Raw genomic sequence first — 24,450 nt, 5'->3', positions numbered from 1 at the left:
CATCTGCGTCGCGTTCATCCGGCCACTAACCCCGCCGGTCGGAGGTCAGGCTGGACACTTCTGCGGCCTCACAACCGTTGATGGCTTGCCTGCTCATATTCGATGTCTCTCAAAATGAAGTGGGTGGGTAACGGGTTGCGTTGCGACCATCAGTCCGCCATGCGCTCGATCCTGAGCTTCAGCGGCCCAGGGCGCTGCAACGCGGGTAGGCCCGCCTCCACTCTGCCTAGCTGCACCAGTCCGCCTGAGTAGTCACCGTCGCCGTTCTCGACAAAGATCGCCAGATTCCCCCAAGGGGCGTAGTAGGCGAGGTCGCCAGCCTTGACGGGCACTCCCGCCAGGGCGTCTTCGCGGGCGAGCTTGCGCGGCAGATAGCCGATGCGCTCGATCCGCGCATAGTCGGTCAGGGTCAACGACAGCGGCAGCAAGGCCGCGAAATCGCGTGCGGCTGCGTTGTCGTATAGCGTGGCGGTCGCGACCTGGCCATCGACGTGCATGCGGATCTTCATGGGAAACTCCTGTGAGGGCACGGTCTGGGCGCCTGCCGACGCCGCCAGCCCCAGCATCGAACCGACGAGCAGCGCCACGGTCGCGCCCCGCAGCCTGCACGAAGGCGTACGGATTGACTTCTTCATGCCATGAATGTTCTCGCAGGGGTGAGCGGTTGACTAGCTAATGAATACTTAAAAGGGATATAAGATGCACTAATCAATCGTCCGTGGGAAACTGCATCATGGTCAGACGCAACCTCAACGATCTCCTCTACTTCGTGACGGTGGCGCGGGAAGGCAGCTTCACGCGCGCCGCTGCCCTGCTTGGGGTGACCCAGTCAGCGCTCAGCCAGGCCATCAGTGGCCTGGAGACACGGCTTGATATCCGGCTGCTCAGACGTACCACGCGCAGCGTGTCGCCCACGGCCGCGGGCGAACGTCTGTTGAAAGCCATTGGCCATCGCTTCGACGAGATCGAAGCGGAACTGGATGAGTTGACGGAAAATGCGTGACAAACCAGCCGGCACGGTGCGGATCACCTGCGGCGAACATGTCCTTCGGATCACGCTGCTGCCCAAGCTCACCCCTTTGTTGCGCAACTATCCCGACATCAAGGTCGAGTTCGACATCAACTACGGGTTCAGGGACATCGTGGCCGACCGCTTTGACGCGGGCGTGCGTCTGGGGGACACCATCGACAAGGACATGATCGCGGTCCCCATCGGGCTACCGCTGCGCATGGCGGTCACGGCCTCGCCTGCGTACTTCGCTACCCACCCGGCCCCCAAGAGCCCACGTGACCTGGTGAACCACAACTGCATCAACCAGCGGATGCAGACCTCAGGCGGGCTTTATGTCTGGGACTTCGAGCGACGCGGCCAGAAGTTGAACGTGCGTGTGGCCGGACAGCTCATCTTCAACACGTCTCCCAGCATGGTGGATGCAGCGTTGGCGGGACTGGGCATAGCATTTCTCCCCGAAGAGGAGTTCGCACCCCACCTTCAGGAAGGTGGTCTGGTTCGCGTCCTGGAAGACTGGTGTGCTCCGTTCTCAGGGTACTACCTGTATTACCCCAGTCGCCGGCAGCCGTCACCGGCGTTTTCGCTGGTCGTAAACGCGCTGCGCGTGACCAGTCCGGCAGAATCAAAACAGAAATAGGATCCGCCCGTTCAGCGCAGTTGAATCCCGTCCCATTCATGTGCGAGGGGGATGTTCGGCGCGGCGCCGATCAGGATCGAAGGGGCACGGTGCCCTACAGGACGCCGACCCGCCAAGGACACCGGCGGACTCGCCGCCGAGGAACAACCAACGTCAATGACAATGTCTCAACCCCCGATTCCTCCGACCGATCGTACCCTCCTCTCCTTGATGGCCTGCGTATTCGCCGTGTTTCTGGTCACGGGCGCAGCATTGCCGGCATTGCCGCTGCATATCCATGACGGTCTGGGCCTCAGTACATTTACCGTCGGCCTTGTCTCCGGCGCCCAGTTTGCCTCAGCGCTGCTTTGTCGCCTGTGGTCTGGCATGATTTCAGACCGGCGCGGGCCGAAGTTTGCGGTGACGGTCGGGCTCGTGATGGCTGTGCTCGCCGGGCTACTGTATCTCGCATCTCTGTTGGCCACCCGCCGCGCCGGTCTGTCCATAGCGGTCTTGTTGACGGGGCGTGTGCTGCTCGGGGGCGCCGAGAGCTTCATCATGATCGGAGCGCAAAGCTGGTGTCTGTCGCTCGCTAAACCTGGCAACGTCGGCAGAACGATCGCGTGGATTGGCACTGCGATGTTTGTGGCCCTAGCCCTTGGCGCGCCCCTGGGGAGTTTTCTGTTCGCAAGCTTTGGTTTTGCGTCGATCGGGCTGGCGACCTGTGTGGGTGCAGCGGTTATCCTGCCACTGGTTGCTTCCTTGCCTGCCATCAGACCCACGCCGCAAAGTTGGAAGGCCGCCAAACAGGTATTGAGAGCTGTCTGGATGCCGGGAGTGGCAATGGCTTTCTCCAGTGTAGGCTACGGAGTCATGACGGCTTTTGCCGTACTGTTGTTTGTTCAACGGGGCTGGCAGCCGGCTTGGCTGTCCTTCACTGCATTCGCCGCCGCGTTGATTGTGGCGCGCGTGTTCTTCGGTCCGTTACCAGACCGGCTTGGCGGCGCACGAACCGCGATGATCTTCATCATCATCCATAGCGCTGGGCTGGCCCTCATCTGGCTTTCGTCCTATGCGTGGCTTGCGTTCATCGGGTCGGCAATGGCGGGCTTCGGCTACGCACTCGTGTACCCGGGACTCGGCATGGAAGCAGTGGCGCGGACGCCTGAGGACGCCCGAGGACTCGCTATGGGGGTCTATACAGCCTTTATCGATCTGGCGCTTGGCATATTCGCCCCCTTCTTGGCCTCGTTGCCAATGTGATCGGACTGGGTCCAATTTTTTCATCACGGCGCTTCTCGCGCTTTGTGCCGTACCGATTGCAATGTGGTTACGCTCCCCCACCCCAGGTGGCGGCGGTCGCTGGATGACCTGCTCTGGCCCTCGCGACTCGCGTAAAGATATCCGGATTCAGGTGCGAGTTCGAAGGACCATGCTGCGGTCGGCATCGAGCGCACTCAGACGGTGCAGGCACGTCTACATTAACAGTGAGTATGGCGCCTTTTCGCTTGCGTTCCGACAATTCGTCGTATGTGCCGCGATAGACGCTGCAGAACAATTGGCGGCCATCCGCACCCCCTAATGTGCAAGATATGGCGCGGCCATCAAATTCAATGATGTCCGTGACCGCCCCACCATCCAACACGCGAAGGAACTCACCCGTATTAAAGCAAGCGACCCAGATTGCGCCGGCGGCATCGGCGCAGATCCCATCCGGCTCCCGCGCTCCCAGATTGGCATAGAGACGACGGTTCCCGAGTTCGCCCTGGCTGTCGATATCAAAGGCCGTCAACCTTCCAAGCCACGTCTCGGCCACGATCAGGGTCTTGCCGTCTGCGACGATCACTGACCCATTCGGGAATTCCAGACCCGTCGCCGCAACGCTGATTGCGCCGTCGCGATCGACCCGGTGAAGAGACGTCTGCGCTCTGGGCTCGCCAGCATCGTAGTCGTGAAGATGGGTCTCCCGCACTTTGTGTGACGGCCGAGTCAAGCCCTTGATTTCCGGCCGGTTTGGTCTACGTTGATCGTTACCATGAGGCAAGTTCTCGGTGGGATCGATCGTATTCTCGCCCGTGTGGGTAAGCGCTTCGTCTCCAGCGACGTGCAAGGGGAGACCATTACTATCGAAGCCCGCGGTACAGTTCGCAGAGCACCGTGCCCGGCCTGCCATAGTTGGAGTCACCGACTCCACGGCCGCTATGTGCGCAAGCTGGAAGAACGTCCAATGCTCGAGCAGCGGGTCGTTCTCGCTATTGAGGTGCGTCGCTTCAAGTGTATGAACGCCAACTGCCCCCGTCGTACGTTTGCCGAGAACATCCACGCCTTGGCCGGGCGGTATCAACGTCGTACGCGATCGCAGGCTCGGGCGTTGCACGCGCTGGGCCACGCCCTCGGTGGTGAGGCGGCAGCCCGGCTTGCCGACGCCTTGGGATTGCGCACGAGTGCCGACACCGTGCTGCGGGAATTGCGCAGAGTACCTGAGCGCAAGCGCAAACCACGACCGCGGGTCATCGGCATCGATGACTGGGCGATCGCGCGCGGTCACCAGTACGGAACAATCATCGTCGACCTGGAGCGACGTGAGCCGATCGAAGTGTTCGCCGGCAGGGAAGCCATTGCGGTGGCTGCGTGGATGCGTGCGCACCCATCGATCGAGATCGTCGCCAGGGACCGAGCCGGGGCCTATTCCGAAGCGGTCGACATTGCGCTGCCGGCAGCCAAGCAAGTCTCGGATCGCTGGCATCTGGTGAGCAACCTGCGCGACAACGTCGAGAGGCTGCTATACCGACTCGGGCCACAACTGCGCCAAGCCGCCCAGCAAGTAAACGTCAGTAAGGTGACCCTTGGCCGGCAGGGGATTCTGAGCCGAAACTCACAACGTCATGGGAGCGTCTGAGCGATCAGCGACGCGCCACGCGGCTGGCGTTGTACAAGCAGGTGATGGCGCTACGCGCCCAGGGCGGCTCGATGAAAGGAATCGCGCGCGAGCTTTCAATCGACCAACGAACCGTCCGCAGGTTCGTCACTGGGGGGATTATTCCCCGAGCGCGCACCCAAGGCGCGGGGTCCGACGCCTTTGGATCCCTATCGCGACTATATCGAGGAACGAATCGTCCAGGGCTGTCGCTTTCCTGAACTGATCTGGCAAGAACTCAAGCAGCGAGGTTACTTGGGAAGTCGCGGCTCCGTGCAGAGTTGCGTGGTCCGCCTCCTCTTTCCGCTGGGCAAGACGCCGCTTGTCCTGGAGCCTGTGCGAACGATGCCGATTCCGTCGGCCCGGCGCGTGTTCGGATGGCTTGTCGGATGGAGGAACCTCGCCATCGAGGAGCCAAGGAGCGCGGATCACGAGCGATTCGTGAAGGCGCTGTGCAAGATCGAACCCGTGGTGGGCGAGGTGCGCAGTCTCGCGCGGGAGTTTCTCGGACTCATGCACCGGCGAAGTGTGCGACATTTCGATCGATGGTTGAAACGTTTGTCGTGCTGCGACGCTGTGGAAATGCGTCGGTTCGCGCAAAGCCTGCGCGCCGACTTACCGGCTGTGCGGGCGGCCTTCAGGCTGCAATGGAGCAATGGCCAGACCGAAGGTCATGTCAACCGGCTCAAGCTCCTCAAGCGCCAAATGTATGGCCGCGCGAATATCGAGCTTCTGCGGCTGCGGGTGTTGAAGCCAAGCTAATCGGGCCCGCCTTGTCCTACTGGACCCGCTAGTCCGGTCGCCATCGCAGGCGCGTGAGCTCGTGCGGCCAGGACCAGGCTGGCGGGCTCGCTTACGTTAGTCAATAAGAAGAATGGTGGTTGTTGCAGATCGTTATTTCCGCCAATGGTGGTCACAATTTCCGCCAATGCCGAGATTTGGACGCGGCTGCCTACCCTTGCGCTGACGCTTTCCAATCTCACGGAGCACCGCAGTGAGGTTGCGGCAGATGCGTAGCGTGCATGGCGCCAGCGCGTTCAGTCTATGGTCAGGGACTTGGCAGACAGCCGTGTGCGGATCTAGCCAATCCCGCTTCCAGCGAGGCGAGAAGACGTCGACGGGATTCAGAACAAGGCAGTCGAAGCAGTAAGGGAGCTGATCTCGGTGTGACACCCACGCTGTTGGCGTTTGAAGTGCCTCCAATCTCGGGATACCAACATGAGTCAGCTGCGCAAGCCGGCACAGTGCGCTCCCGTCCATCGGAGGGAACAGAAGCCAGCCAATATTGGTCAACGCCGGAAACGCACCAAGGTCTCCGATCTGCCACAACTGTTCAACACTAATCAGATACCTCGCCGCCAGGCGACCGAGCCAACCGCCAAACGCCTCGTCATCGAACGGACGCGGAGCAACGGGCCAAGGCCTGACGCCCTCAGGAGACCAGGGTTCGCGCTGCATTCTCTATGTGACCAAGGTCGATGGCCTCCTGCCCATCCCGGATCGCGAGTTCTGCGGAAACAGTCAAGACGCGCGACACTTCCCCTGTTAGCCCTCCACTTGCGGTCAGAATGGCATGTACCATCTCTCGCCGTGCGAGGTTCGACGGACGTCGAAGCGGCAGAACCATCTCGAAAGCAGCAAGAAGAGAACGAAATGCCTCCGTCTCCTGCCATCTCGGTACCTCGAGACGGGCGAACCGACTGACCATCTGGGGATCCGTTTGGAGCGCCATGACGGCGTCTTGAGTACCAACGAGGACAACAGCGATTTTCAAGTCATTGGCGAGAAACTTCATCAGATTCAAGGATGCACGCTGTTCCCGATAGTTGCCGGCCAGCAAATGATGAACCTCGTCAACGATCAGCATGCGTGCCGAAACTTTTCGAAGCAGCGCACGACTCAGGTTCTCAAGCGCAGATAGCCTCGCTGCCGCGTTGAACGGAGCGCCCAGTTCGAAGAGCAATGAAGAATAGAAGCGCGGCTGCTCGGGTGTGGGTGGCATCTGCATGGCAACAATACTTCGCAACTCGACGCCCTTCTCTTCGTCATACTCGGGTGGATGACGACGCTGGAATTTCGAGACAATCTGCGTCTTACCGATGTTGGAATCTCCGTGCAGCAGCAGGCACGGCATACGCTCCCGCTGAGGTGTTTGCAGGAGACGCTCGAGAATCTCCAACGCCTGGGTAGCGCGCGGGTAGTCTATCCAATGGCTACGTGCCAAGCCTTTAATTCTGACACCATCGTCGCACAGAGCCAGTTCTCTCGCGGCCGGGAGCAGATGTGTTAGCAGTGCGCGCATCGCGATTACAGGAGTTCGACATTGAACACTGATGGCGGCTTGTTGTAATCCACTGCCGGCTCAGAGCGCTTGTCCAACGCGTTTGCACGTACCAAGTTTGGCGCGTCGCCAAGAATCTGAGGTGCCAGTTCCTTCAGCGCTTCGCCTTGACGGTTTGCCCCCAACGTTTGCGATCTGGCGCGGGAGACAATCCGACGTTGCTCATCAATCGCGTCAAATACCTTTGCTTCTGTAACAAATTCTTTGCCTTGCGATCGCAAGCGCCGTAACGCACTGCGCTGCTCCCACAATGACACTCGGCCACGACGCAAGTCCGCAAATGTCGCCTCAACGTAGTGCTTTCCATCGACACTGACAAAGATTCTGGAGAGATCCTCAGGGTGATACCTTGCAATGACTTTCTGCTTTGTCGCCCGCCAGGCTGCGAATATTGGGTGCCAGTATCGAAGATAGAACAGCGTCAGCCCATTTGACTGCACGGTCCGATAGGTCATCGGCAAGAACTGGATTAGGAAGCGCAGGGGTTCAGGCGCCGCATTGGGAAGTAAGCGTGGAGGCGTCTTCCCACCCGCCGTTGCCCACTCCGAAAAGGGAGTGGCGCCCTGCAGCCCGCGATGAGCGTTGTGGTGATAGCGTTCGGCAATCTCGAGAACTAGCCACCGCTCAAATTCCCGGATCGTCAAGGAGGCTTCCTTTTCCGGCGGTCTGGCCTTGCGCCCCTTGGGGGACGATCCAGTCGATCCTGGCAGGCTGTGGACACGTTCCATGATGGTCCTCATCAAGCGTTCGATATGTCCCCCGAAGTACGGCCTTCCTGCCGGTCGGTACATCAGTTCCACACCATATTCTCGACACCCCGATCGCGATGCCCTGCTTTTGAATTCTGCCGCATTATCGAGGTGAAGTAGCTGTGGGATACCATGCATAGGCCAATCGACACTAACATCGAGGCTGGCGAGCCAGCCATCCTTTGGCAAGACAACGCGGGTCAATAGCAACGCGACCGTTGCCGCATTGGGGCGGTCCATCCCGACATATACGCCAACGACGCATCTTGTCGAAACGTCGAGGGCTATGCTTAGCCATGGCCGGCCAATGGGGCGTCGGCTCGCATCATCGACCAGCATCAAATCGGCTAGCGTGTGATCAATCTGCACAATATCCATCGGACAACGCGCCACCAGATGACCTGGTGGAATCTCAGAACCCGGCAGCGTTGCGAGCCGAAGGGCTTCTTCTTTCCGATGGGCCGCCCAGCGTCGCGAAATGGTAGATCTGCTTGGCGGACGAACACCTGATCCTGCGCAGCGCTTCCGGATTTCGACGTCAAGCTCGAAAAGCGGATGAGCGAGATGACGCTGCTGCGGCAGCCATTCGGTCAGGACCTCATTCACGATTTCCTCGACAGTCGCTGCTAGACGCGGCTTTCCCACTTTGGGACCTCTGTCATAAGGTATCAACGCGCTCGCCACAGGATCTGCGAGGAAGCGCCGGCGCAAGTGATAGACCGTCGCCCAATGGATTCCAAGCAATTTGCCAGCGTTCTCAGCTTGCTCACGCGTGAGGGAGCCCTCCCAAGCGGACGTAAGACCCTCGCAATCGCCAGTTCGCGCTTCGTTGCAATCCTCATGGCCGTGTTCAAGACCGTGGTCTTACACACATTAGGCGATTTACTGAACGGTCGACTCGGGCTTGCGGAATTAGTGGACGCGGCGCCCCAAAACGCGTTGCCTACGAACAACAGTGGTACACGTCACAACGCAGCAAAAATCGCTTATGGATCAATCAGTTAGATCGATGATCATTGGCGGATTTAGTGGTCACCGTTTGCCGAATTAATGGTCGGCAACAGCAGATGCGGGAACGCGACGTAGCGCCCGCCGCCCATCGGCACCTTCGATACCGGCATCCAAGCCGCGGCGTCGCAATAACGCAGCGGCACCGTGCCGCCCGCCTCTTCCGCCAGGCGTGCGCCGTCGCCGGTGTTGGTGGCCGGCACGGGTGAAAAGTGCTCGCCGCCGCGCGCGACATGCGGATAGGCTTTGCGCAGACGCTGGATGTCGTGCGAAAAACCACCGCTGGCAAGCACTACGCCGTGTCGGGCCCGGATCTCTACCTCGCCGCCGTCGCGCTTGACGATCGCGCCCACCACCGCGCCGTCCTTGACCACGAGCCGGAGCGCGGGCGACGCGGTCCAGATGGGAATGCCGAGATCCAGCGTCGATTTCGCCAGCCGCGCCGCCAGCGCATTGCCGCTGGTGACGTTCATGCCGCGCCGATAGAGCACCAGCTCCTTGAGGTGGCTCGCGAGCCGCCTGGCAACATAGAAGAACGACTTCACCGACTTCGTCACGTTGAAGAAGTGCTTCAGGTCGGCATTCGACGAATTGAACATCATGCCGATGAACGTGATGGTCGCTAGCGGCGGGCGCAGGCGCGACACGTCCTTGCCTAGTTCGCGAATATCGAACGGTGCCGCCAGGATGGAGCGGCCGACGTCAACGCCACCGATCTGCGTGGGGTGGTAGTCAGGATACAGCGTCGGCGCGAACTTCACGCTGGTCTCGCGCTCGAACCAATCGACCATCTTCGGTCCGTTGTCCAGGAACGCATCGACGGCGGCGGCATCGAAGGCGGATCCCGTTTCTGCCGCAAGGTAGGCGCGCGCAGCTTCGCGAGTGTCCTTCTGATTGGCACGGCGGGAGACCGGGTTACCGGGAATCCACAGCACACCGCCTGAAAACGCGGTGGTGCCGCCAAACACGCTGTCTTTCTCCACGACCAAGACATCAAGGCCGTGCTTGCGGGCGGTGACAGCCGTGGAGAGGCCGCCGGCACCGGAACCGATCACCAGCAAATCGCAGTCGACCGTGTTCACGGACGAAGGGGTGTCGCGCATGGCTTAACTCCTGAGACGATGTAGAACAAAAGGAACAAGAAACGTAGTGGCAGTGACGGCGGCGCAGCGCTGCCGTCGCCAGCCCAGTCATCAGCGCTGGAGAGCGCGGGCGGCAAAGAGGTCGCCATCCTGGTAGTGCAGCCTTACCATCTCCACCGCCATACCAATACTCGGCGCCGCCGCTTCGGCTTCCAGCAGCTTGCAGGCAATGCGTATGCCACAATCCAGGTCGACAATGCAGACGCTGTAGGGGGCCTCGGCCGCGAAGACGGTGGGCGCGGCATGCACGCGCGTCCAGGAATAAATGACCCCGCGCGGGCTGAGATCGGTCCATTCGAGCGATTCGGACCAGCAATGCGGGCAGATGATCTGGGGCGGAAAGCTCTGCTTGCCGCAGTCGCAGCATGCAGTGGTGATCCAGCTGCCTTGCGCAAGAGCGGTCCAGAACGGCTCAGTCGCCTTCGATACGCGCGGCGGATAGGCACGCGCGGCGCCAATGTCGACTGTCTTGAGCATCATTGAACTCCTTCGAACACGTGAACCAGCGCTGCGTTGTAGTTGCCCAGTTCCCCTGTTGCAACACCCCATTGGGCGCCCTTCACCTGGCGCTCGCCTGCGCGGCCGCGCAACTGTTCCGCGATCTCCACGTAGTTGTAGAGCGACGTGACATAGGATGGATGACCGCGCGAAAGTAGGCCGCCAGACGTGGAGATCGGAATCCGCCCGCCCAGCGTGGTCTCTCCATCGAGTGCAGCAATCGATCCCCGGCCACGCGGTACCAGACTGAGCGCCTCGCTGACCAGGATCTCGACAATCGTGCAAGGGGCATAGGGCTCCGCCAGATCAAGGTCCGAAGCCGTGATGCCCGCTTCGGCGTATGCCTGCGCCGAAGCCACACGTGCCGCCTCGAAGCCGATCATGTCGTTGGGTACGTCGCTGATCTGATGCGAGCCGTCATGGTGGAAGCCCCGGCCCTGGATCAACACATAGGGGCGTCCGGTAGCCCGTGCAACATCCTCGCTTGCGAGCACCAAGCAGGCCGCGCCGTCGCCGCGTGGCGGCACGTCATACAGCCCCAGGGGCTCGACGATCGGCCGCTGTGCCAGCACCTCCTGCGCCGTGAGCGGCTTGCGGTACTGGGCCAGCGGGTTCAGCGAAGCGTGATAGCGGTTCTTCACGGCCACTGCGGCCAGCTGCTCCTGCGTGGCGCCATGCTCGTGCATGTAACGCGCGGCATCCATGGCGTACCACGAGATCGGCGTGAAGCCTGCGGGGACATGGAAGTCGACATCGCCGGTCGTCCGCATGCTGCTCATGGCATGCTCGGCCGCGGAAACCGCCGTTTCCATATTGATGCCGAGTGCCAGTGCGACCTTGGCCCTGCCGAGCAGGATTTCGTTGCACGCCTGATCAAGCGCCAGGGCCGCGGTCATGCCATTGCCCATCACCTCGAGCACGGTGCCCCGGCATGGCAGCTTGAGCTTACCGATCATGAACGTGTGCAGGTACTTCTGCCGGGTGTACGGACGCGGCAGCGTGAAGACCAGGCTCTCGATGTCACGCTTGTCCACGCCGGCGTCGCGCGTCGCCTCAAGTACCAGCCGCAACAGGACCTCGTGCTCTAGCGTCTGAAGCTCCTCAGCATCAGCTGTCTGGTGCCTTCCGACCGGGATGGCGCTTGCGCCGATGATCGCGACGCGTCTTGGCTTGCTCATTGCATTGTCTCCGCTTGCGCCGGCAACGAACTGCTAGTTCGGATCTGGCGCTTTCATTTTTGCAATGGTAGAACCAACTGAATAATCTGTCAAATGGGAGATTTCCCGCAGGCATGGCGGGGACTGCATGAGCCCTTCATGTCACTCGGAAGCTGATGCCTGTCAGCCAGGTGCATGTTGACGCCGCCATGGCCCTACGTTACATTGGTTGGGCCATTGACACAATTAGGGTAGGAGACCATGTTTAACCAGACCTATATCGAAGAGCTGCCAGTGCGTGAGGCGCCAGCTCAGCCACACGAAAGTGCCGTGAGCGGACTGAAAGTGGTTGATTTTTCGCACTTCATCGCGGGGCCATTGGCGACAATGATCCTGGGGGACTTTGGCGCTGATGTGATCAAGATTGAGCGACCTGGGCGCGGGGAGGATTTCCGCTATTACCCCCACTGGATCCGGCGCTGCCTGCGCAGGGCGGCCCGTACCTTTGGTGCAATCGGAACAAGCGCAGTCTCGCGCTCGATATCAAAACCGAGGAAGGTGCGAAGGTAGCGCTCGATCTGATCGCCACTGCCGACGTCGTGTTCGAGAACTTTTCGAGCGGTGTCATGGAGCGTCTTGGATTGGGTTACGAGCGCTGTGCACAGCTCAATCCCCGCCTCATCTATTGTTCCGTGTCTGCGTACGGGCGTACGGGGCCGTATGCGGATCGGCTTGGCTTCGACCCTGTCGTACAGGCTGAGAGCGGTTACATGTCCATGAATGGCTACCCTGACCGTCCCGGCGTGCGCAGCGGGCCGGTGGTCATGGATATGGGGACGGCCCTGATGGCGAGCAATGCACTGCTGCTTGCCCTATTGGCACGCGAGCGCACAGGAAAGGGGCAGTTTGTCGAGGTATCGCTATTTGATACCGCCGTGATGATGACGGGATTCGCCGGCATGCAGAACCTGCTGACCGGAAAGGATCCCCAGCGCCACGGCAATTCCACCCCGGATACGTGCCCATCGGGGGTGTTCCACGCGGCGGACCGCCCCTTTTACCTGCATTGCGGGAACGACAAGATCTTTGCGCGCCTGTTCGGCGATGTCTTGGGACGCCCGGATTTCGCGGCTCGTCCCGATCTGGTGAGAAGCATCGATCGGCTGAATCATCGCGAGGAACTGTTTGGGATCCTCAACGAGGCTTTTGCGGCGCAGCCTTGGAGCCACTGGCAGGCCAAGCTGCGCGCAGCCTCCGTGCCACACGGCGAAGTCCGTACGCTTGGCGAGGCGTTGCGCTCTGGCGAGGCGCAGTCACGCGGTCTGACCACCCGTATCCCCCATCCCGTGAAAGGCTGGATTCCCAACATTGAATCGCCGATGAGGCTATCCGAAACGCCAGCCGTGGCCCCACGTCCTGCGCCGGCGGTAGGCGAACACACGGCCGAAGTGTTACGCGATGTCTTGCACTACGATGAAACGCGGATCTCGGAACTTGAGCGTTCAGGTGCGTTGGGTGCTGCGCCGGTGCGCGCAACGCAAGCCAGTTGACGCCGGTGAATGGAGCCATATCTTGGATCAAACAAACACCACCTCACTGAAGAAGGGCCCCTTGTCGGGGGTCCGGATCGTTGAGTTCGCAGGGCTTGGACCAGGGCCGTTCGCCTGTATGCTCCTTGCGGACATGGGCGCTGACATTGTCCGTATCGACCGGCCGGGAGCCAGGCCCATTCACCCGCAAGATCTCATTGGACGTGGCAGGCGCACCGTGCTTCTGGATCTGAAAAGCGCCAAGGATCGGGATCAAGTCCTGAAGCTGCTGACCCATGCAGATGCGCTGGTCGAGGGCTTCCGCCCGGGAGTGATGGAACGCCTCGGCCTCGGGCCGGAGACCATCGCGGCGCTGAATCCCAGGCTTGTCTATGGCCGCATGACCGGATGGGGACAAGACGGGCCGCTATCGCAGACGGCCGGTCACGATATCAACTACATCGCCCTCACAGGTGCCCTCGCCGCGATCGGCGAGCGAGATGATGCCCCGGTGCCGCCGCTCAATCTCGTCGGTGACTATGGCGGCGGCAGCTTGTACCTGGCGATGGGCATCCTTGCGGCGCTAATTGAGGCGCGCAGCTCTGGCCGCGGGCAGGTGGTGGACGCCGCCATCTGCGACGGCGCGCTTTCTCTGATGAGCCTGGCGCAGGGACACAGGCTGCGTGGCCTCTACAGCGAACGCCGCGGCGACAATATGCTCGATGGCGGCGCGCCATACTACGCGGTGTACCGCGCTGCCGACGCCGAATACGTCTGCATCGGCGCCATCGAGCCCCAGTTCTTCGCGCTACTGTGCGACCGCATCGGGGTGGATCCGGCGCTGCGCGACGCACAACACGACCGGACCCGATGGCCTGCACTGAGAGCGGAGCTGGCGCAGATCTTCTCGCAACGCATCCGGGCCGAGTGGACGGCATTGCTCGGGGATACCGATGCGTGTTTTGCTCCCGTGCTGACGCTGAGCGAGGCTGCACAGCATCCGCATCTGCTGGCGCGCGAGGCGTTCGTCGACGTGGGCGGCGTGCCTCATCCGGCGCCGGCGCCGCGCTTCTCGAGAACGCCCTCGTCGGTCGCCCATACCGACGCGTCAGGGCCGCTCACCTGTGACCAGGTCATATCGGGCTGGATTGCGAAGGCCGCGTGACGGACGCGGCGTCTGCTGCTCGGTCGTTGCCGATCGCAGGGTGCAGGCCACACAGGTACTTGCACCCTGCAGCCAGTTGCTACTTCGCTGCCACAGTGGCAAAGCAGGAGCGACAGGCTGAAGGGCTCATTTGGACGCCAGATCTGTGGCGTGCACCAATGGTAGCGCCACACCGGTTCACGCCGGCATCGACACGCCAGCAAGCGGCCCGTGGCTGAGGCCTGGGCCAGAAGCGAGGGGACTCAGTCCTGACTCTTGATCTGCGACAGGTAGTAACGGTGCACGCGCCGAAGATGAGCCGCCATCTCGTTGGCGGCCTCGTCCGCGTTGCGCTCCGCCAGGAATTTGAGAAGCCGACGCCGCGAGGGGAGCACGAAGCGGTTCTCGCTGTAGCCGATCTGGGCAATGAACTCAGCCATGACTTTCAGGATCGCCTCCATCGTGAGAATCAGGATGGGGTTGCCGGAAATCTTAACGAGCAGACTATGGAACTCGAGATGTATCCGTGCACGCGCTTCGAAGTTGCCAGCCTTCTGCGCGGCCTCGGCAGCGGCCACGTTAGCCTGTAGTGCCTCAAGGTCCGCTTCGGTTGCCTTCACGCAAACGTCGCGAACCACAAGGTCGGCAAGCATGACCCGTGCCTCGGTCAGTTGCTCCGGTGTGATCGACCCGAGATAGTAGAGGTCGCGCAGGCCCGTAATGACGACGTCCTTGTCGCCCTTCTTGATGAACGCGCCGCCAGTAGCCCCCTTCTTGAGTTCGATGAGCCCGGAAATCTCGAGCGCGCGCAGCGCTTCGCGCAAAGTGTTGCGGCTTACGCCGAAACGCACGCAAAGGTCGCGCTCCGGGGAAGCTTCTGACCCGGCTTCAGCCGCCCTGCCATGACTTCTTGCCGGATTTGTCTGGCGATCTCGTCGAGCGCGCGGCTGACCGAGATCGGTTCAAAGGCTGCTTCTTCGGCAACGGCAGCTTGCCCGGTTTGGTCCATGTTCTGGTGCCTTTCCAATGCTTTACCCTCTTTGCTCTCGCGAAATGCGCTTTCGCAACACGTTACCGGTCACTTCGAGATTCTAGTATAGCGCAGCCAATACATCCATTGATATGACCAATGACCTGTCTGAGCCAGCCCTGGGTAACGCCGTTCCTGACTTCACCCCGCCGTCCTAAGGGGAAGCACTAAGGTTTGACTCATTGACGCACAATCTACTCTCAAAATATCATTGGATCAACCAATGAAACATGAAGTCAGAAGGACAAAAGACTTCGGTCCATGTGTCTTGGTGTCATCGTTAGCGCCGCGTGCGTCCAATCGCTGCGGCTGGCGGTTTTTGTCAACAGTTGAGTGAATACGCATGAAAGTACTCGTCGCAGTCAAGCGGGTGGTGGACTACAACGTGAAGGTTCGCGTCAAGGCGGACGGCACGGGCGTGGACCTGGCCAACGTCAAGATGAGCATGAACCCCTTCGACGAAATCGCCGTGGAAGAGGCTGTGCGCCTGAAGGAAGCCGGCGTTGTCACCGAAGTCGTCGCCGTCTCGTGCGGCGTGGCGCAGTGCCAGGAAACCCTGCGCACCGCCATGGCCATCGGTGCCGACCGCGGCATCCTAGTGGAATCGAATGAAGACCTACAGCCGCTGGCCGTGGCCAAGCTGCTCAAGGCGCTGGTCGACAAGGAACAGCCGCAACTGGTGATCCTGGGCAAGCAAGCCATCGACGACGACTCCAACCAGACCGGCCAGATGCTGGCTGCGCTGGCGGGCCTGCCGCAAGCCACCTTCGCCTCGAAGGTGGTGGTGGCCGATGGCCGCGCATCGGTGACGCGTGAAGTGGACGGCGGTCTGGAGACCCTGTCGCTCAAGCTGCCGGCGGTGGTGACCACCGACCTGCGCCTGAACGAGCCGCGTTATGTCACGCTGCCGAACATCATGAAGGCCAAGAAGAAGCCGCTCGACATCGTCAAGCCGGAAGATCTCGGCGTGGATGTGGCGCCGCGTCTGAAGACCGTCAAGGTCGTTGAGCCGCCCAAGCGTAGCGCGGGTGTGATGGTGCCGGACGTTGCGACGCTGGTGCAAAAGCTGAAGAACGAAGCCAAGGTCATCTGAGCGCGCCAGGAGATAAAACATGACTGCACTCGTCATTGCTGAACACGACAACCAATCCATCAAGGCCGCCACGCTGAACACCGTGACGGCAGCCGCCCAGTGCGGCGGTGATGTCCACGTGCTGGTGGCTGGCGCCAATGCCGCCGCCGCCGCCACCGCTGCCGCGAAGATCGCCGGCGTGTCCAAGGTGCTGCTGGCCGACGCGCCGCAGTTCGCCGACGGCCTGGCCGAAAACGTGGCCGAGCAAGTGCTGGCCATCGCCAGCGACTACAGCCACATCCTGGCGCCCGCATCGGCCTACGGCAAGAACATCCTGCCGCGCGTCGCGGCCAAGCTGGACGTAGCCCAGCTGTCGGACATCACCAAGGTCGACAGCCCGGACACGTTCGAGCGCCCGATCTACGCCGGCAACGCGATCTCGATCGTGCAATCGTCGGACAAGGTCAAGGTCATCACCGTGCGCGGCACCGGCTTCGACGCCGCCGCCGCCGAAGGTGGCTCGGCCGCCGTGGAAAACCTGCCCGCCGTGGCCGACGCAGGCATCTCGCAATTCGTTTCGCGCGAAGTGACCAAGAGCGACCGCCCCGAGCTGACCGCCGCCAAGATTATCGTGTCCGGTGGCCGTGGCGTGGGTTCCGGCGAGAACTACACCAAGGTGCTGACGCCGCTGGCCGACAAGCTGAACGCCGCGATGGGCGCATCCCGCGCTGCCGTCGATGCCGGCTTCGTGCCCAACGATTACCAGGTCGGCCAGACCGGCAAGATCGTTGCGCCGCAGCTGTACATCGCCGTTGGTATCTCCGGCGCGATCCAGCATCTGGCCGGCATGAAGGACTCCAAGGTGATCGTGGCGATCAACAAGGATGCCGAAGCCCCGATCTTCTCGGTGGCCGACTACGGTCTGGTTGGCGATCTGAACACCGTCGTGCCGGAGTTGGTGGCGGCCGTCTGACAACCACTGCTCTCGACCTGCAAAAGAAGACTTGCCGCATCCGCTCCTTGTGAACTCATGGGCCACCATCATGACTTCGAACACTACTGACGCCATGTTTCTTGACCAGCTCCATGCGCGTGCCGCACAGTGTCGCTTCGATGACCTGCCCGACGCAGTCGTCACCCAAGCGAAGCTTTGCATTCTTGACACCATCGGCTGCATCGTCGCCGGCATGCAGGCCGACGAATCCAGGCTGGTAGCCAGGTCGTCCGGCGCACCGACCCAGGGCGATGATCACGCTTCCGTATTTGTCCATGGCCGCAAAATGCCCATCGCAGCGGCCGTCATTGCCAACGGTTATGCCGGCGACATCCTGGAGCTGAACGACCTGATCGGCGGCCATGCGAGCATCGGTTGCGTCACTGCGGCTGTCGCTACGGCCGAGGCAGTTGGCGCGAGTGGACGCCAGTTGATCGAAGCCGTGGTGCGCGCCATCGAATTGACCAGCGCCGTCTACACCGCGGTCTATCCATCGCTGAAGCCGTATAGTGAAGTAGGTCTGACACCCGTCGGGCTGCCATCCTCCGTCGGCGCCGCGGCAGCCGTGGCACACTTGCGCGGCCTGGATGTCGAACAGACTCGCCACGCGCTGGCGATTTCAGGGTCGCTGGCGGGCTGGTGCCCTGCGGAGGTCATCTTCCGCCAGGGCGGTACTGTCAAGCCCATGCTATTCGGGGCGCAGCCTGCGGCCACCGCAGTCACTGCGGTCCAGTATGCCAGCCATGGCATGACGGGGCCGCTTCGTTTATTTGACGGTGACCTTGGGTATTTCTCGACGGTATCCACAAACGGCCGTCAGAACGTGCGCGCAGTGCCGGAAGGCTGGGCATTGCTCGCCCCACGTCGCAAGCTTCACGCCTGCTGCGGCTATATCCACTCCGCAGTCGATGCACTTGTCGCCTTGCGGCGTGACTGGCAGGGTGACCTCTCCGGGTGCGATATTGAGGTCAGGCTGCCAGCCTATGTGCACGAAGCGGTGGCCAAGAGCGAACCGCCACGCACAGCAAACGAGGCGCGTTTCGATATCCGCTATTGCCTGGCGCTCGCGGCTTGCGGGTTCGATGTCATCCTGCCCGGACACAGTCTCGACCATCGCGAGTATCTCAACCGGCCCGATGTGCACGCGGTCATGCCGAACATCGTTGCCGTCGCCGATCCGGCTCTGCACCACTATGAGCGCTGTCACGTCTCCATTCGGCATCGCCACACAGATCGGGCTCAGTCTATGTACCAGGATGCGCCGCGCGGGGCACCCTCGAACCCACTCAGCCCGAGCGATCTGGTGGAGAAGTTTGTTTCACTGGTCTCCTGGTGCATCTCGCCCGATAGCGCGCTTGCCTATGCAAAGCGCGTGTTGGCCCTCGAAGACGAGCCGGGCAGTGATTGGCTTGTCTGCGCATTGCAAGCAAATCAAGGCGCCCATTGCGCCTGACGTAGGCGCAATGATCCCTGTAACACGCCACCAGGCGAGAACGAGAGAGGTCGCAAAACATGAGAACAGCTTTCTTTGCGGGTGTTGCAATAGCGATGAGCGTGGCATGCGCTGGCGTGTCTGCCGAGCCCGCCTACCCAAGCCGGCCAATCCGGATCATCGTGCCATTCACCGCGGGATCAACGTCCGACATCACCGCGCGCGCTGTCGCTGCACGGATTGCGCCGCCGCTCGGACAGCCGGTCATTATCGAAAATCGTCCTGGCGCCAATGGCGTGCTTGGCATGCAGGCTGCCGCCCGCAGTATTCCAGATGGCTATACCCTGGTGCTGTCGAGTGCGTCCTCGACAATGGTGCCACCCGCCTTGCTCAAGGCGCCGCCCTTCGATCCCCGCAAGCACTTCACGCCCATCTCGCTAGTCGCCGCCACACCGTTGCTGCTGGTGACGCGCCAGGACTCCTCGATCAACTCCATTTCCGATCTCATCGCACAGGCGAAACGGGCACCGGGTACCGCGACCTATGGCAGTTCGGCCGGCCTCTATCAGCTCGCGATGGAATCCCTCAATCAGCAGGCGGGAACGGACATCGCCCCCATCCCGTACAAAGGCCCCGCTGAAGCCGAAACCGATCTGGTTGGCGGCAGGCTCACGGTCGCCCCTGACTCTGTTGGCCCGATCCTGCCTCATATCCGCAGTGGCCGCGTCAAGCCTCTGGCAATGCTGAGCGCAAAGCGATCCGATGCACTGCCCGATACGCCTACCATGCAGGAACTCGGCTACAAGGACTTCGATTTCACCGGCTGGCTTGGCCTGCTTGCACCGGCGGGAACGCCGCCAGAGATTGTCCGGCGGCTAAATGTGGAGATTGTAAAGGTGGTTGAATCCGGCGAAGTACGGCGCCAGTTCTCCCTGCTCGGGATCGAGGCCAGGTCGTCGACGCCCGAGGCCTACGCGTCCTTGATCGCTCGTGATACAGCCCGCTATGAACGCATTGCGGAGCTTGCTCGCATTGAAAAGCAGTAGATGCCGCCGGCCCGACCAAACAAAACCCTTCCTCGCATGGTCCATACCTCTTTGGATGCATGGACCGCTCCTTTTGCCTAACCTCAATTCCTGGATTACGCAATGACTGATAACGCAGCGCAATATCAACCACGTGGCCTCTATTTCGAGGATTTTGGGATCGGCGAGACGATCGTTACTTCCCGCCGCACCGTCACCCTGACCGATATTGTCAACTTCGCTTGCCTGTCAGGCGACCACAACGCCCCACATATCGATCACGAGTTCTGCAAGACGCAACCCTATGGAGAACCGATTGCGCACGGCCCCCTTGTGCTGGCAATCGCGGGCGGACTCCAGTGCCTGAGCGGAATCAATGACGGCACGATCGTTGCGATGCTCGGTCTGGACAAGTGGCGTATGCACCTTCCGGTGAAGGCGGGCGACACCCTCCAGGTCTTTATCACGCCAACGGAGAAGAAGCTGACCAGCACCGGCAAGCAGGGCATCGTGATCTGTGATCGCATCGTCAAGAACCAACGCGGAGAAACCGTGCACTCCATGGTGATTTCGCTCATGTACAAATGTCGGCCGACTGAAGAACAGGCTCGGTAACAACAACGATGTAGTGGCCAAAAGGGCAATTATTGGAGACAACCCCATGCACCAGGTCTTTGGATGTGTTCTATACGAACAGCGAGACAGTGTGGCGATCATTACCCTCAACCGCACTGAGCGCAGCAATGCGCTCGGCGGCACAATACGCGAAGACATTGTCGCGGCCATGGCAATGGCGAACGGCAATGATCAAGTGCGCGTGGTAGTCCTGACAGGTGCCGGCAAGGCCTTTTGCGCCGGCGGTGATCTGCGCGAGATCTATGGTCGCGTAACCGAGGGCCGGCCGCTGGCTGACAAGATCGAACCGCCTCGCGATCGAACGCTGCTGGCAGTCTATGAAGCAAGCAAGCCAGTCATCGCGGCTGTCAATGGCCCCGCCATGGGCGCCGGCATGAATCTCGCTCTGGCGGCGGATATTCGCATTGCGTCGCGCACAGCCATCTTCTCGCAATCCCATGTCAAGCGAGGTCTGATGCCCGATTACGGTGGTACCTACCTCCTGCCAACTATCGTGGGCCAATCAAAGGCGTTCGAACTGATTTACACCAGTGCCGTAGTCGATGCGGAAGACGCTCTTCGCTTGCAGATCGTCAGTCAAGTCGTCGAGCCTGGAGATCTGATGGATGCCGCGATGGACCTGGCGCGGCGCATCGCGCTGAATGCCCCGCTGCCGATCCGGCTAGCCAAGCGCGCAGTTCAGCAGCATCACCAGGGGGAATGCGGGAGGCACTGTTCCGTGAAACGGCGGCACAAAACGTCTGCTACGACACCGACGATGGCCAGGAAGGCTTGCGCGCGTTTCTGGAGAAGCGCGACCCCGTTTTCATTGGTCGGTAGCCAGAGAGTCTTTTCAGCAGCTATCCATGCAAAAAACAGGAGGCCCCTGAGCCAGGTTATCGCCTGTCACCTGTTCAATGTCCTTGACCGCCTCGCCGCGCGCATAACGCTCGATCGCCTGCATTCTTACGTTGACGACCTCGCACGATGTGATGTCAAGACCCGTTCATGCTACGCTGGGCCACGACGCCAAATCGAGTGTCTGGGAATTCAGGCTTGCGGCGACATGATCGGGCCTCGTTGGTGGCAAACCGAAAACGGCGGATTCCTCTGCAGCACAGTGCCGGCGATCCACAAGATGAAGCCAGGCAGCACGGGACCCGCCATTCCGGGCATTCATCCGGTGATCTTCGACGAGGAAGGCAAAGCACTCCCGGGCGGGTCTGGCAAGGCGGGGAACATTTGTATCCGCAACCCGTGGCCAAGCGTATTGCAGACGGTCTGGAAGGATCCAGATCGATATGTGAGCCAGTACTACGCGCGCTATTGCAAGGACCCCAAGAGCAAGGACTGGCGGGACTGGCCTTATCTGGCCGGTGATGGCGCGATGCAGGCCGCGGATGGCTACATTCGCATCCTCGGCCGCATTGACGACGTGATCAACGTCGCAGGCCATCGCCTCGGCACCAAAGAAATCGAGTCTGCTGCTCTTCTCGTGCCCGATGTCACCGAGGCGGCTGTGGTTCCGGTCGCGGACGAGCTCAAGGGCAAGGTGCCCGATCTCTACGTGTCGCTGAAGCCGGGACAGGCCCCTCCTCGAAGATCGCGGACAAGGTTTCGGCATCCGTGGTTTCCCAGATCGGGGCAATCGCACGGCCGCGTAGGGTCGTCATCGTTCCCGATATGCCCAAGACACGTTTGGGAAAGATCATGCGGCGCGTACTTGCAGCGATCTCAAATCAGCAGAGCCGCGGCGACGTGTCCGCTCTCGCCAATCCGGACGTCGTTGAGCAGATCAAGGAGCTGGCTGCGGAGGGACGGTCAGGCAAGTCGCAGGTCGCACACAACGACGGTTAAACCGGTCAAGAAGAAGGCGCGCGTGCTCCGACAGGAAGTGAGACACCTTTGCCACGACAGCACTACGTCGATGACCACCCCGCCCTTCTTTGCCTGGCAGGTATCCTGGCCGCTCAGAAGGCACGGCTGACCGCTCCCTGAGAACATCGCGGGTGTGACGCAGGTAAGCCCGCCGAAGCAACACAGCCCATTTGGAGCATCGCACCTACGGCTGACGCCGTACCCATTTCTGCGTGGCAGTGGGCGAGTGGGAGTGGCCAAATAGGGGGCGCCTTCTATGCCGCAGGGATTGCAGCATCGCGTCCCTTCGAACTGCCGCGGCGCCTTGACGTAACCCGCATCAATCTGCAGCGCGACCGATGGGCCGCTCAAGGGCGGACGTCGAGGTGGCGCAGTCACAGCCGCGGCCATCATCGCCGCGCACCTCGCCTCTTGCTCGGCTGCTGGCACCGTCATGGAGCGCACGCACACACCGCTGTCGGTTTGGTTCTGGGCGGCGTATCTGGTCGCCAGTCAGACGCCTGGCATGTCGGCCGTTCAGTTCCAACGCCAACTCGGCCTGTCGCGTTACGAGACCGCCTTCCAGATACTCCACAAGTTGCGCGCCGGCATGGTGCGCCCCGACCAGGATCGGATCGGTGGCAAGCCTGAGGAACACGTCGAGGCCGATGAGGCCTACGTCGGTGGGCGTACTCGCGGCAAAGGCAGGGGCGTGCACGACATGGTTCTTGTGGCCGGCGCTGTCGAGGTTCGGCAACGCAAGCTTGTCGGCAGCCGCAACAAACGCAAGAGCGGACGGTATGCCGGACGAGTTCGGCTCGCTCTGGTTCCTGACCGAAGTGCCCGGTCGCTGGGCGGATTCATCGAGCGTACCGTTGCACCCGGCGCAACCATCATCACCGACGACTGGAGCGGTTATGCCAAGCTGGGCGAGCGCGGCTATGGGGGGTGTCAGGATTTTTGTGTGCAAGGCTAAAAACCTGCCTGCCGGGCAGGCTGCCCGGCAGGCAGGCCTTTGATCCTATCTCAGCGATGGGGTTGTGTGAAGCGATCCTCGTAGAGGATCGCGAACTGGTTCATGGCGGCTTTCCAGTCGTGCGTGGCGCTGCCCCACTTGCCGGTGATGTTGCGCAAGGCTAGCCACAGCAGTTTGGTGGCCGCTTCATCGCTCGGGAAGTGCCCGCGGGTCTTGATAATCTTACGCAGTTGCGCGTTGATGCTCTCGATGGCATTCGTGGTGTAGATGATCTTGCGGATGGCCGGCGGGAACGCAAAGAATGGAATCACCCGGTCCCAGGCGCGATGCCAGGAGGCTGCAATCGGTGGGTAGCGCTTGCCCCAGTCGCTTTGCTCGAAGGCCAACAGCGCCGCCTCGGCGGCCTCAACCGTGGCAGCCGTGTAGACAGGCTTGAGCGCGGCCGCCACCACACGGCGGTCCTTCCAGCTCGCGTAGTCCAGGCTGCCGCGTATCAGATGCACGACACAAGTCTGCAGTGTCGTGCTCGGGAACACCGCGTTCAGGGCCTGCTCCATGCCCTTCAAGCCGTCGGTCACCGCGATCAGGATGTCTTGGGTGCCTCGCGTCTTCAGGTCGTTGAACACCTTCATCCAGAACTTTGCCCCTTCGGTGGTCTCGATCCACAGGCCCAGGATGTCACGCGTGCCATCGGGCAGCACGCCCAGCGCCAGATAGACCGCCTTGCTGCGCACGACGCCATCCTCGCGCATCTTGACCCGCAGCGCGTCGAAGAACACGACCGGGTACATGACCTCCAATGGACGGGCCTGCCAGGCGGTGACTTCCTCCATGACCGCATCCGTTACCGAGCTGATGAACGCGGGCGACACCTCAGTGTCATACTGCTCGACCAGGAACGCCTGGATCTCGCGTACCGTCATGCCGCGCGCATACATGGCGATGATCTTGTCGTCAAAGCCAGTAAAACGCCGGTCGTGCTTGGGAATCAGGATGGGCGCGAAGCTGCCGTCGCGGTCGCGCGGGATCGCCAGCCGCAAGGGTCCCGTGTCCGTAAGCACGGTCTTGGCGCTGGAGCCATTGCGCTGGTTGGTTGCATCCTCGGGGCGCTCGGCACCCGCCGGGTAGCCCAGGTGATGGCCCAGCTCCGCGCCCATCGCCCGCTCGATCAGGGCCTTCTTGAACGCCATGGCGGCGTCTTGCACCGCCTCAGCAGTCATCGGACCTTTAACGAACTGATCGATCAGCTCCTTAGGGATGGTCGGAAGGTCCCTGGGTATGGCCTTTGGTTTGCGTGGCATTACATGCTCCTTGTCGACATGTTATGCCCTGCACA

21 protein-coding genes and 4 pseudogenes are annotated in these 24,450 nt (G+C 61.4%); 14 read left to right on the top strand and 11 right to left on the bottom strand.

Annotation, left to right across the window (positions count from 1 at the left end; all coding sequences use genetic code 11):
* Positions 1–149: 149 nt before the first annotated feature.
* Positions 150–635: a cyclophilin-like fold protein gene (locus OMK73_RS06310; protein WP_267601223.1), complete on the bottom strand. Its 486-nt coding sequence runs from the start codon at positions 633–635 to the stop codon at positions 150–152.
* A 98-nt stretch (positions 636–733) separates the two neighbouring features.
* On the opposite strand from OMK73_RS06310, the pseudogene OMK73_RS06305 reads away from it, so the two are divergent.
* Both OMK73_RS06305 and OMK73_RS06300 read left to right on the top strand, forming a co-directional pair.
* Positions 734–1,649 (top strand): annotated as a pseudogene (locus OMK73_RS06305) (LysR family transcriptional regulator).
* 162 nt (positions 1,650–1,811) lie between these two features.
* Entirely contained in the window at positions 1,812–2,891 is a 1,080-nt protein-coding gene (locus OMK73_RS06300) for an MFS transporter (protein ID WP_267601222.1), read from the top strand.
* A 67-nt stretch (positions 2,892–2,958) separates the two neighbouring features.
* Here OMK73_RS06300 and OMK73_RS06295 read toward each other — a convergent pair whose 3' ends face one another.
* Complete coding sequence (locus tag OMK73_RS06295; RefSeq protein WP_267601221.1) at positions 2,959–3,600, bottom strand: SMP-30/gluconolactonase/LRE family protein; 642 nt, start codon at positions 3,598–3,600, stop codon at positions 2,959–2,961.
* Between the two features lie 63 nt (positions 3,601–3,663).
* Between OMK73_RS06295 and OMK73_RS38895 the strand changes: the two genes are divergently transcribed.
* Both OMK73_RS38895 and OMK73_RS38890 read left to right on the top strand, forming a co-directional pair.
* Positions 3,664–4,527 (top strand): ISL3 family transposase, encoded by an 864-nt coding sequence (locus OMK73_RS38895; protein ID WP_420715471.1) that lies wholly within the window; start codon positions 3,664–3,666, stop codon positions 4,525–4,527.
* 180 nt (positions 4,528–4,707) lie between these two features.
* Positions 4,708–5,307: a transposase gene (locus OMK73_RS38890; protein WP_420715470.1), complete on the top strand. Its 600-nt coding sequence runs from the start codon at positions 4,708–4,710 to the stop codon at positions 5,305–5,307.
* 132 nt (positions 5,308–5,439) lie between these two features.
* Here OMK73_RS38890 and OMK73_RS06285 read toward each other — a convergent pair whose 3' ends face one another.
* The 6 genes and pseudogenes from OMK73_RS06285 to OMK73_RS06260 all read right to left on the bottom strand — a co-directional run bounded on the left by OMK73_RS06285 (position 5,440) and on the right by OMK73_RS06260 (position 11,461).
* Positions 5,440–6,003, bottom strand: a complete 564-nt coding sequence (locus OMK73_RS06285; RefSeq protein WP_267601220.1) for a TniQ family protein — start codon at positions 6,001–6,003, stop codon at positions 5,440–5,442.
* Positions 5,978–6,847 (bottom strand): TniB family NTP-binding protein, encoded by an 870-nt coding sequence (locus OMK73_RS06280; protein ID WP_267601219.1) that lies wholly within the window; start codon positions 6,845–6,847, stop codon positions 5,978–5,980. The genes OMK73_RS06285 and OMK73_RS06280 overlap by 26 nt, the downstream gene beginning before the upstream one ends.
* A gap of 5 nt (positions 6,848–6,852) precedes the next feature.
* Entirely contained in the window at positions 6,853–8,241 is a 1,389-nt protein-coding gene (locus OMK73_RS06275) for a Mu transposase C-terminal domain-containing protein (protein WP_267601218.1), read from the bottom strand.
* A 455-nt stretch (positions 8,242–8,696) separates the two neighbouring features.
* A pseudogene (locus OMK73_RS06270) lies at positions 8,697–9,746 on the bottom strand (FAD-dependent oxidoreductase); the annotation flags it as partial.
* Between the two features lie 90 nt (positions 9,747–9,836).
* The gene (locus OMK73_RS06265; protein WP_267601217.1) at positions 9,837–10,262 is read right to left on the bottom strand and encodes a Zn-ribbon domain-containing OB-fold protein; all 426 of its coding nucleotides are present in this window, start codon (positions 10,260–10,262) and stop codon (positions 9,837–9,839) included.
* The gene (locus OMK73_RS06260; protein ID WP_267601216.1) at positions 10,262–11,461 is read right to left on the bottom strand and encodes a thiolase family protein; all 1,200 of its coding nucleotides are present in this window, start codon (positions 11,459–11,461) and stop codon (positions 10,262–10,264) included. Before OMK73_RS06260 ends, OMK73_RS06265 begins: the two co-directional genes overlap by 1 nt.
* Before the next feature lie 240 nt (positions 11,462–11,701).
* Here OMK73_RS06260 and OMK73_RS06255 point away from each other — a divergent pair, with 240 nt between their 5' ends.
* From OMK73_RS06255 to OMK73_RS06245, 3 genes are read left to right on the top strand one after another with little or no spacing between them, the layout of a single operon-like run.
* A complete protein-coding gene (locus OMK73_RS06255) occupies positions 11,702–12,010 on the top strand; it encodes a CoA transferase (protein WP_267601215.1) in 309 nt (102 codons plus the stop codon).
* On the top strand, positions 11,908–12,990 hold the full coding sequence (locus OMK73_RS06250) for a CoA transferase (RefSeq protein WP_324291677.1): 1,083 nt from the start codon (positions 11,908–11,910) through the stop codon (positions 12,988–12,990). The genes OMK73_RS06255 and OMK73_RS06250 overlap by 103 nt, the downstream gene beginning before the upstream one ends.
* Positions 12,991–13,012: 22 nt before the next feature.
* Positions 13,013–14,134 carry a CaiB/BaiF CoA transferase family protein gene (locus OMK73_RS06245; RefSeq protein WP_420715469.1) on the top strand — a complete coding sequence of 374 codons (1,122 nt, stop codon included), beginning with the start codon at positions 13,013–13,015 and terminating at the stop codon, positions 14,132–14,134.
* A gap of 242 nt (positions 14,135–14,376) precedes the next feature.
* On the opposite strand, the gene OMK73_RS06240 is transcribed toward OMK73_RS06245, so the two are convergent.
* Together OMK73_RS06240 and OMK73_RS38150 are read right to left on the bottom strand one after the other, a co-directional pair.
* Positions 14,377–14,937: a FadR/GntR family transcriptional regulator gene (locus OMK73_RS06240; protein ID WP_267601367.1), complete on the bottom strand. Its 561-nt coding sequence runs from the start codon at positions 14,935–14,937 to the stop codon at positions 14,377–14,379.
* 11 nt (positions 14,938–14,948) lie between these two features.
* On the bottom strand, positions 14,949–15,122 hold the full coding sequence (locus tag OMK73_RS38150; protein WP_324291669.1) for a hypothetical protein: 174 nt from the start codon (positions 15,120–15,122) through the stop codon (positions 14,949–14,951).
* Between the two features lie 364 nt (positions 15,123–15,486).
* Between OMK73_RS38150 and OMK73_RS06230 the strand changes: the two genes are divergently transcribed.
* The 7 genes and pseudogenes from OMK73_RS06230 to OMK73_RS06195 all read left to right on the top strand — a co-directional run.
* Complete coding sequence (locus tag OMK73_RS06230; RefSeq protein ID WP_267601214.1) at positions 15,487–16,236, top strand: electron transfer flavoprotein subunit beta/FixA family protein; 750 nt, start codon at positions 15,487–15,489, stop codon at positions 16,234–16,236.
* Between the two features lie 19 nt (positions 16,237–16,255).
* Positions 16,256–17,188 carry an electron transfer flavoprotein subunit alpha/FixB family protein gene (locus tag OMK73_RS06225; RefSeq protein WP_267601213.1) on the top strand — a complete coding sequence of 311 codons (933 nt, stop codon included), beginning with the start codon at positions 16,256–16,258 and terminating at the stop codon, positions 17,186–17,188.
* 70 nt (positions 17,189–17,258) lie between these two features.
* Positions 17,259–18,662 carry an MmgE/PrpD family protein gene (locus OMK73_RS06220; RefSeq protein WP_267601212.1) on the top strand — a complete coding sequence of 468 codons (1,404 nt, stop codon included), beginning with the start codon at positions 17,259–17,261 and terminating at the stop codon, positions 18,660–18,662.
* 161 nt (positions 18,663–18,823) lie between these two features.
* Entirely contained in the window at positions 18,824–19,687 is an 864-nt protein-coding gene (locus OMK73_RS06215) for a Bug family tripartite tricarboxylate transporter substrate binding protein (RefSeq protein ID WP_267601211.1), read from the top strand.
* A 102-nt stretch (positions 19,688–19,789) separates the two neighbouring features.
* On the top strand, positions 19,790–20,281 hold the full coding sequence (locus OMK73_RS06210; protein WP_267601210.1) for a MaoC/PaaZ C-terminal domain-containing protein: 492 nt from the start codon (positions 19,790–19,792) through the stop codon (positions 20,279–20,281).
* 46 nt (positions 20,282–20,327) lie between these two features.
* A pseudogene (locus OMK73_RS06205) lies at positions 20,328–22,138 on the top strand (enoyl-CoA hydratase-related protein).
* 439 nt (positions 22,139–22,577) lie between these two features.
* Positions 22,578–23,081: pseudogene (locus OMK73_RS06195) on the top strand (IS1595 family transposase); the annotation flags it as partial.
* An 83-nt stretch (positions 23,082–23,164) separates the two neighbouring features.
* Here OMK73_RS06195 and OMK73_RS06190 read toward each other — a convergent pair.
* Complete coding sequence (locus OMK73_RS06190) at positions 23,165–24,415, bottom strand: IS256 family transposase (RefSeq protein ID WP_267601209.1); 1,251 nt, start codon at positions 24,413–24,415, stop codon at positions 23,165–23,167.
* Between the last annotated feature and the right edge of the window lie 35 nt (positions 24,416–24,450).

The organism is Cupriavidus sp. D39 (assembly GCF_026627925.1).
Taxonomy (GTDB): domain Bacteria; phylum Pseudomonadota; class Gammaproteobacteria; order Burkholderiales; family Burkholderiaceae; genus Cupriavidus; species Cupriavidus ulmosensis.
Note: the sequence above shows the minus strand (reverse complement) of the source record. Positions and strands in the feature narration are given on the sequence as shown.

Excerpts from the sequence above, each read along its gene's own strand:
- OMK73_RS06310 (WP_267601223.1), bottom strand. The coding sequence starts at position 635 with ATGAAGAAGTCAATCCGTACGCCTTCGTGCAGGCTGCGGGGCGCGACC.
- OMK73_RS06300 (WP_267601222.1), top strand. The coding sequence starts at position 1,812 with ATGTCTCAACCCCCGATTCCTCCGACCGATCGTACCCTCCTCTCCTTG.
- OMK73_RS38895 (WP_420715471.1), top strand. The coding sequence starts at position 3,664 with ATGAGGCAAGTTCTCGGTGGGATCGATCGTATTCTCGCCCGTGTGGGT.
- OMK73_RS06285 (WP_267601220.1), bottom strand. The coding sequence starts at position 6,003 with ATGCAGCGCGAACCCTGGTCTCCTGAGGGCGTCAGGCCTTGGCCCGTT.
- OMK73_RS06280 (WP_267601219.1), bottom strand. The coding sequence starts at position 6,847 with ATGCGCGCACTGCTAACACATCTGCTCCCGGCCGCGAGAGAACTGGCT.
- OMK73_RS06265 (WP_267601217.1), bottom strand. The coding sequence starts at position 10,262 with ATGCTCAAGACAGTCGACATTGGCGCCGCGCGTGCCTATCCGCCGCGC.
- OMK73_RS06260 (WP_267601216.1), bottom strand. The coding sequence starts at position 11,461 with ATGAGCAAGCCAAGACGCGTCGCGATCATCGGCGCAAGCGCCATCCCG.
- OMK73_RS06255 (WP_267601215.1), top strand. The coding sequence starts at position 11,702 with ATGTTTAACCAGACCTATATCGAAGAGCTGCCAGTGCGTGAGGCGCCA.
- OMK73_RS38150 (WP_324291669.1), bottom strand. The coding sequence starts at position 15,122 with ATGGACCAAACCGGGCAAGCTGCCGTTGCCGAAGAAGCAGCCTTTGAA.
- OMK73_RS06230 (WP_267601214.1), top strand. The coding sequence starts at position 15,487 with ATGAAAGTACTCGTCGCAGTCAAGCGGGTGGTGGACTACAACGTGAAG.
- OMK73_RS06225 (WP_267601213.1), top strand. The coding sequence starts at position 16,256 with ATGACTGCACTCGTCATTGCTGAACACGACAACCAATCCATCAAGGCC.
- OMK73_RS06220 (WP_267601212.1), top strand. The coding sequence starts at position 17,259 with ATGACTTCGAACACTACTGACGCCATGTTTCTTGACCAGCTCCATGCG.
- OMK73_RS06210 (WP_267601210.1), top strand. The coding sequence starts at position 19,790 with ATGACTGATAACGCAGCGCAATATCAACCACGTGGCCTCTATTTCGAG.
- OMK73_RS06190 (WP_267601209.1), bottom strand. The coding sequence starts at position 24,415 with ATGCCACGCAAACCAAAGGCCATACCCAGGGACCTTCCGACCATCCCT.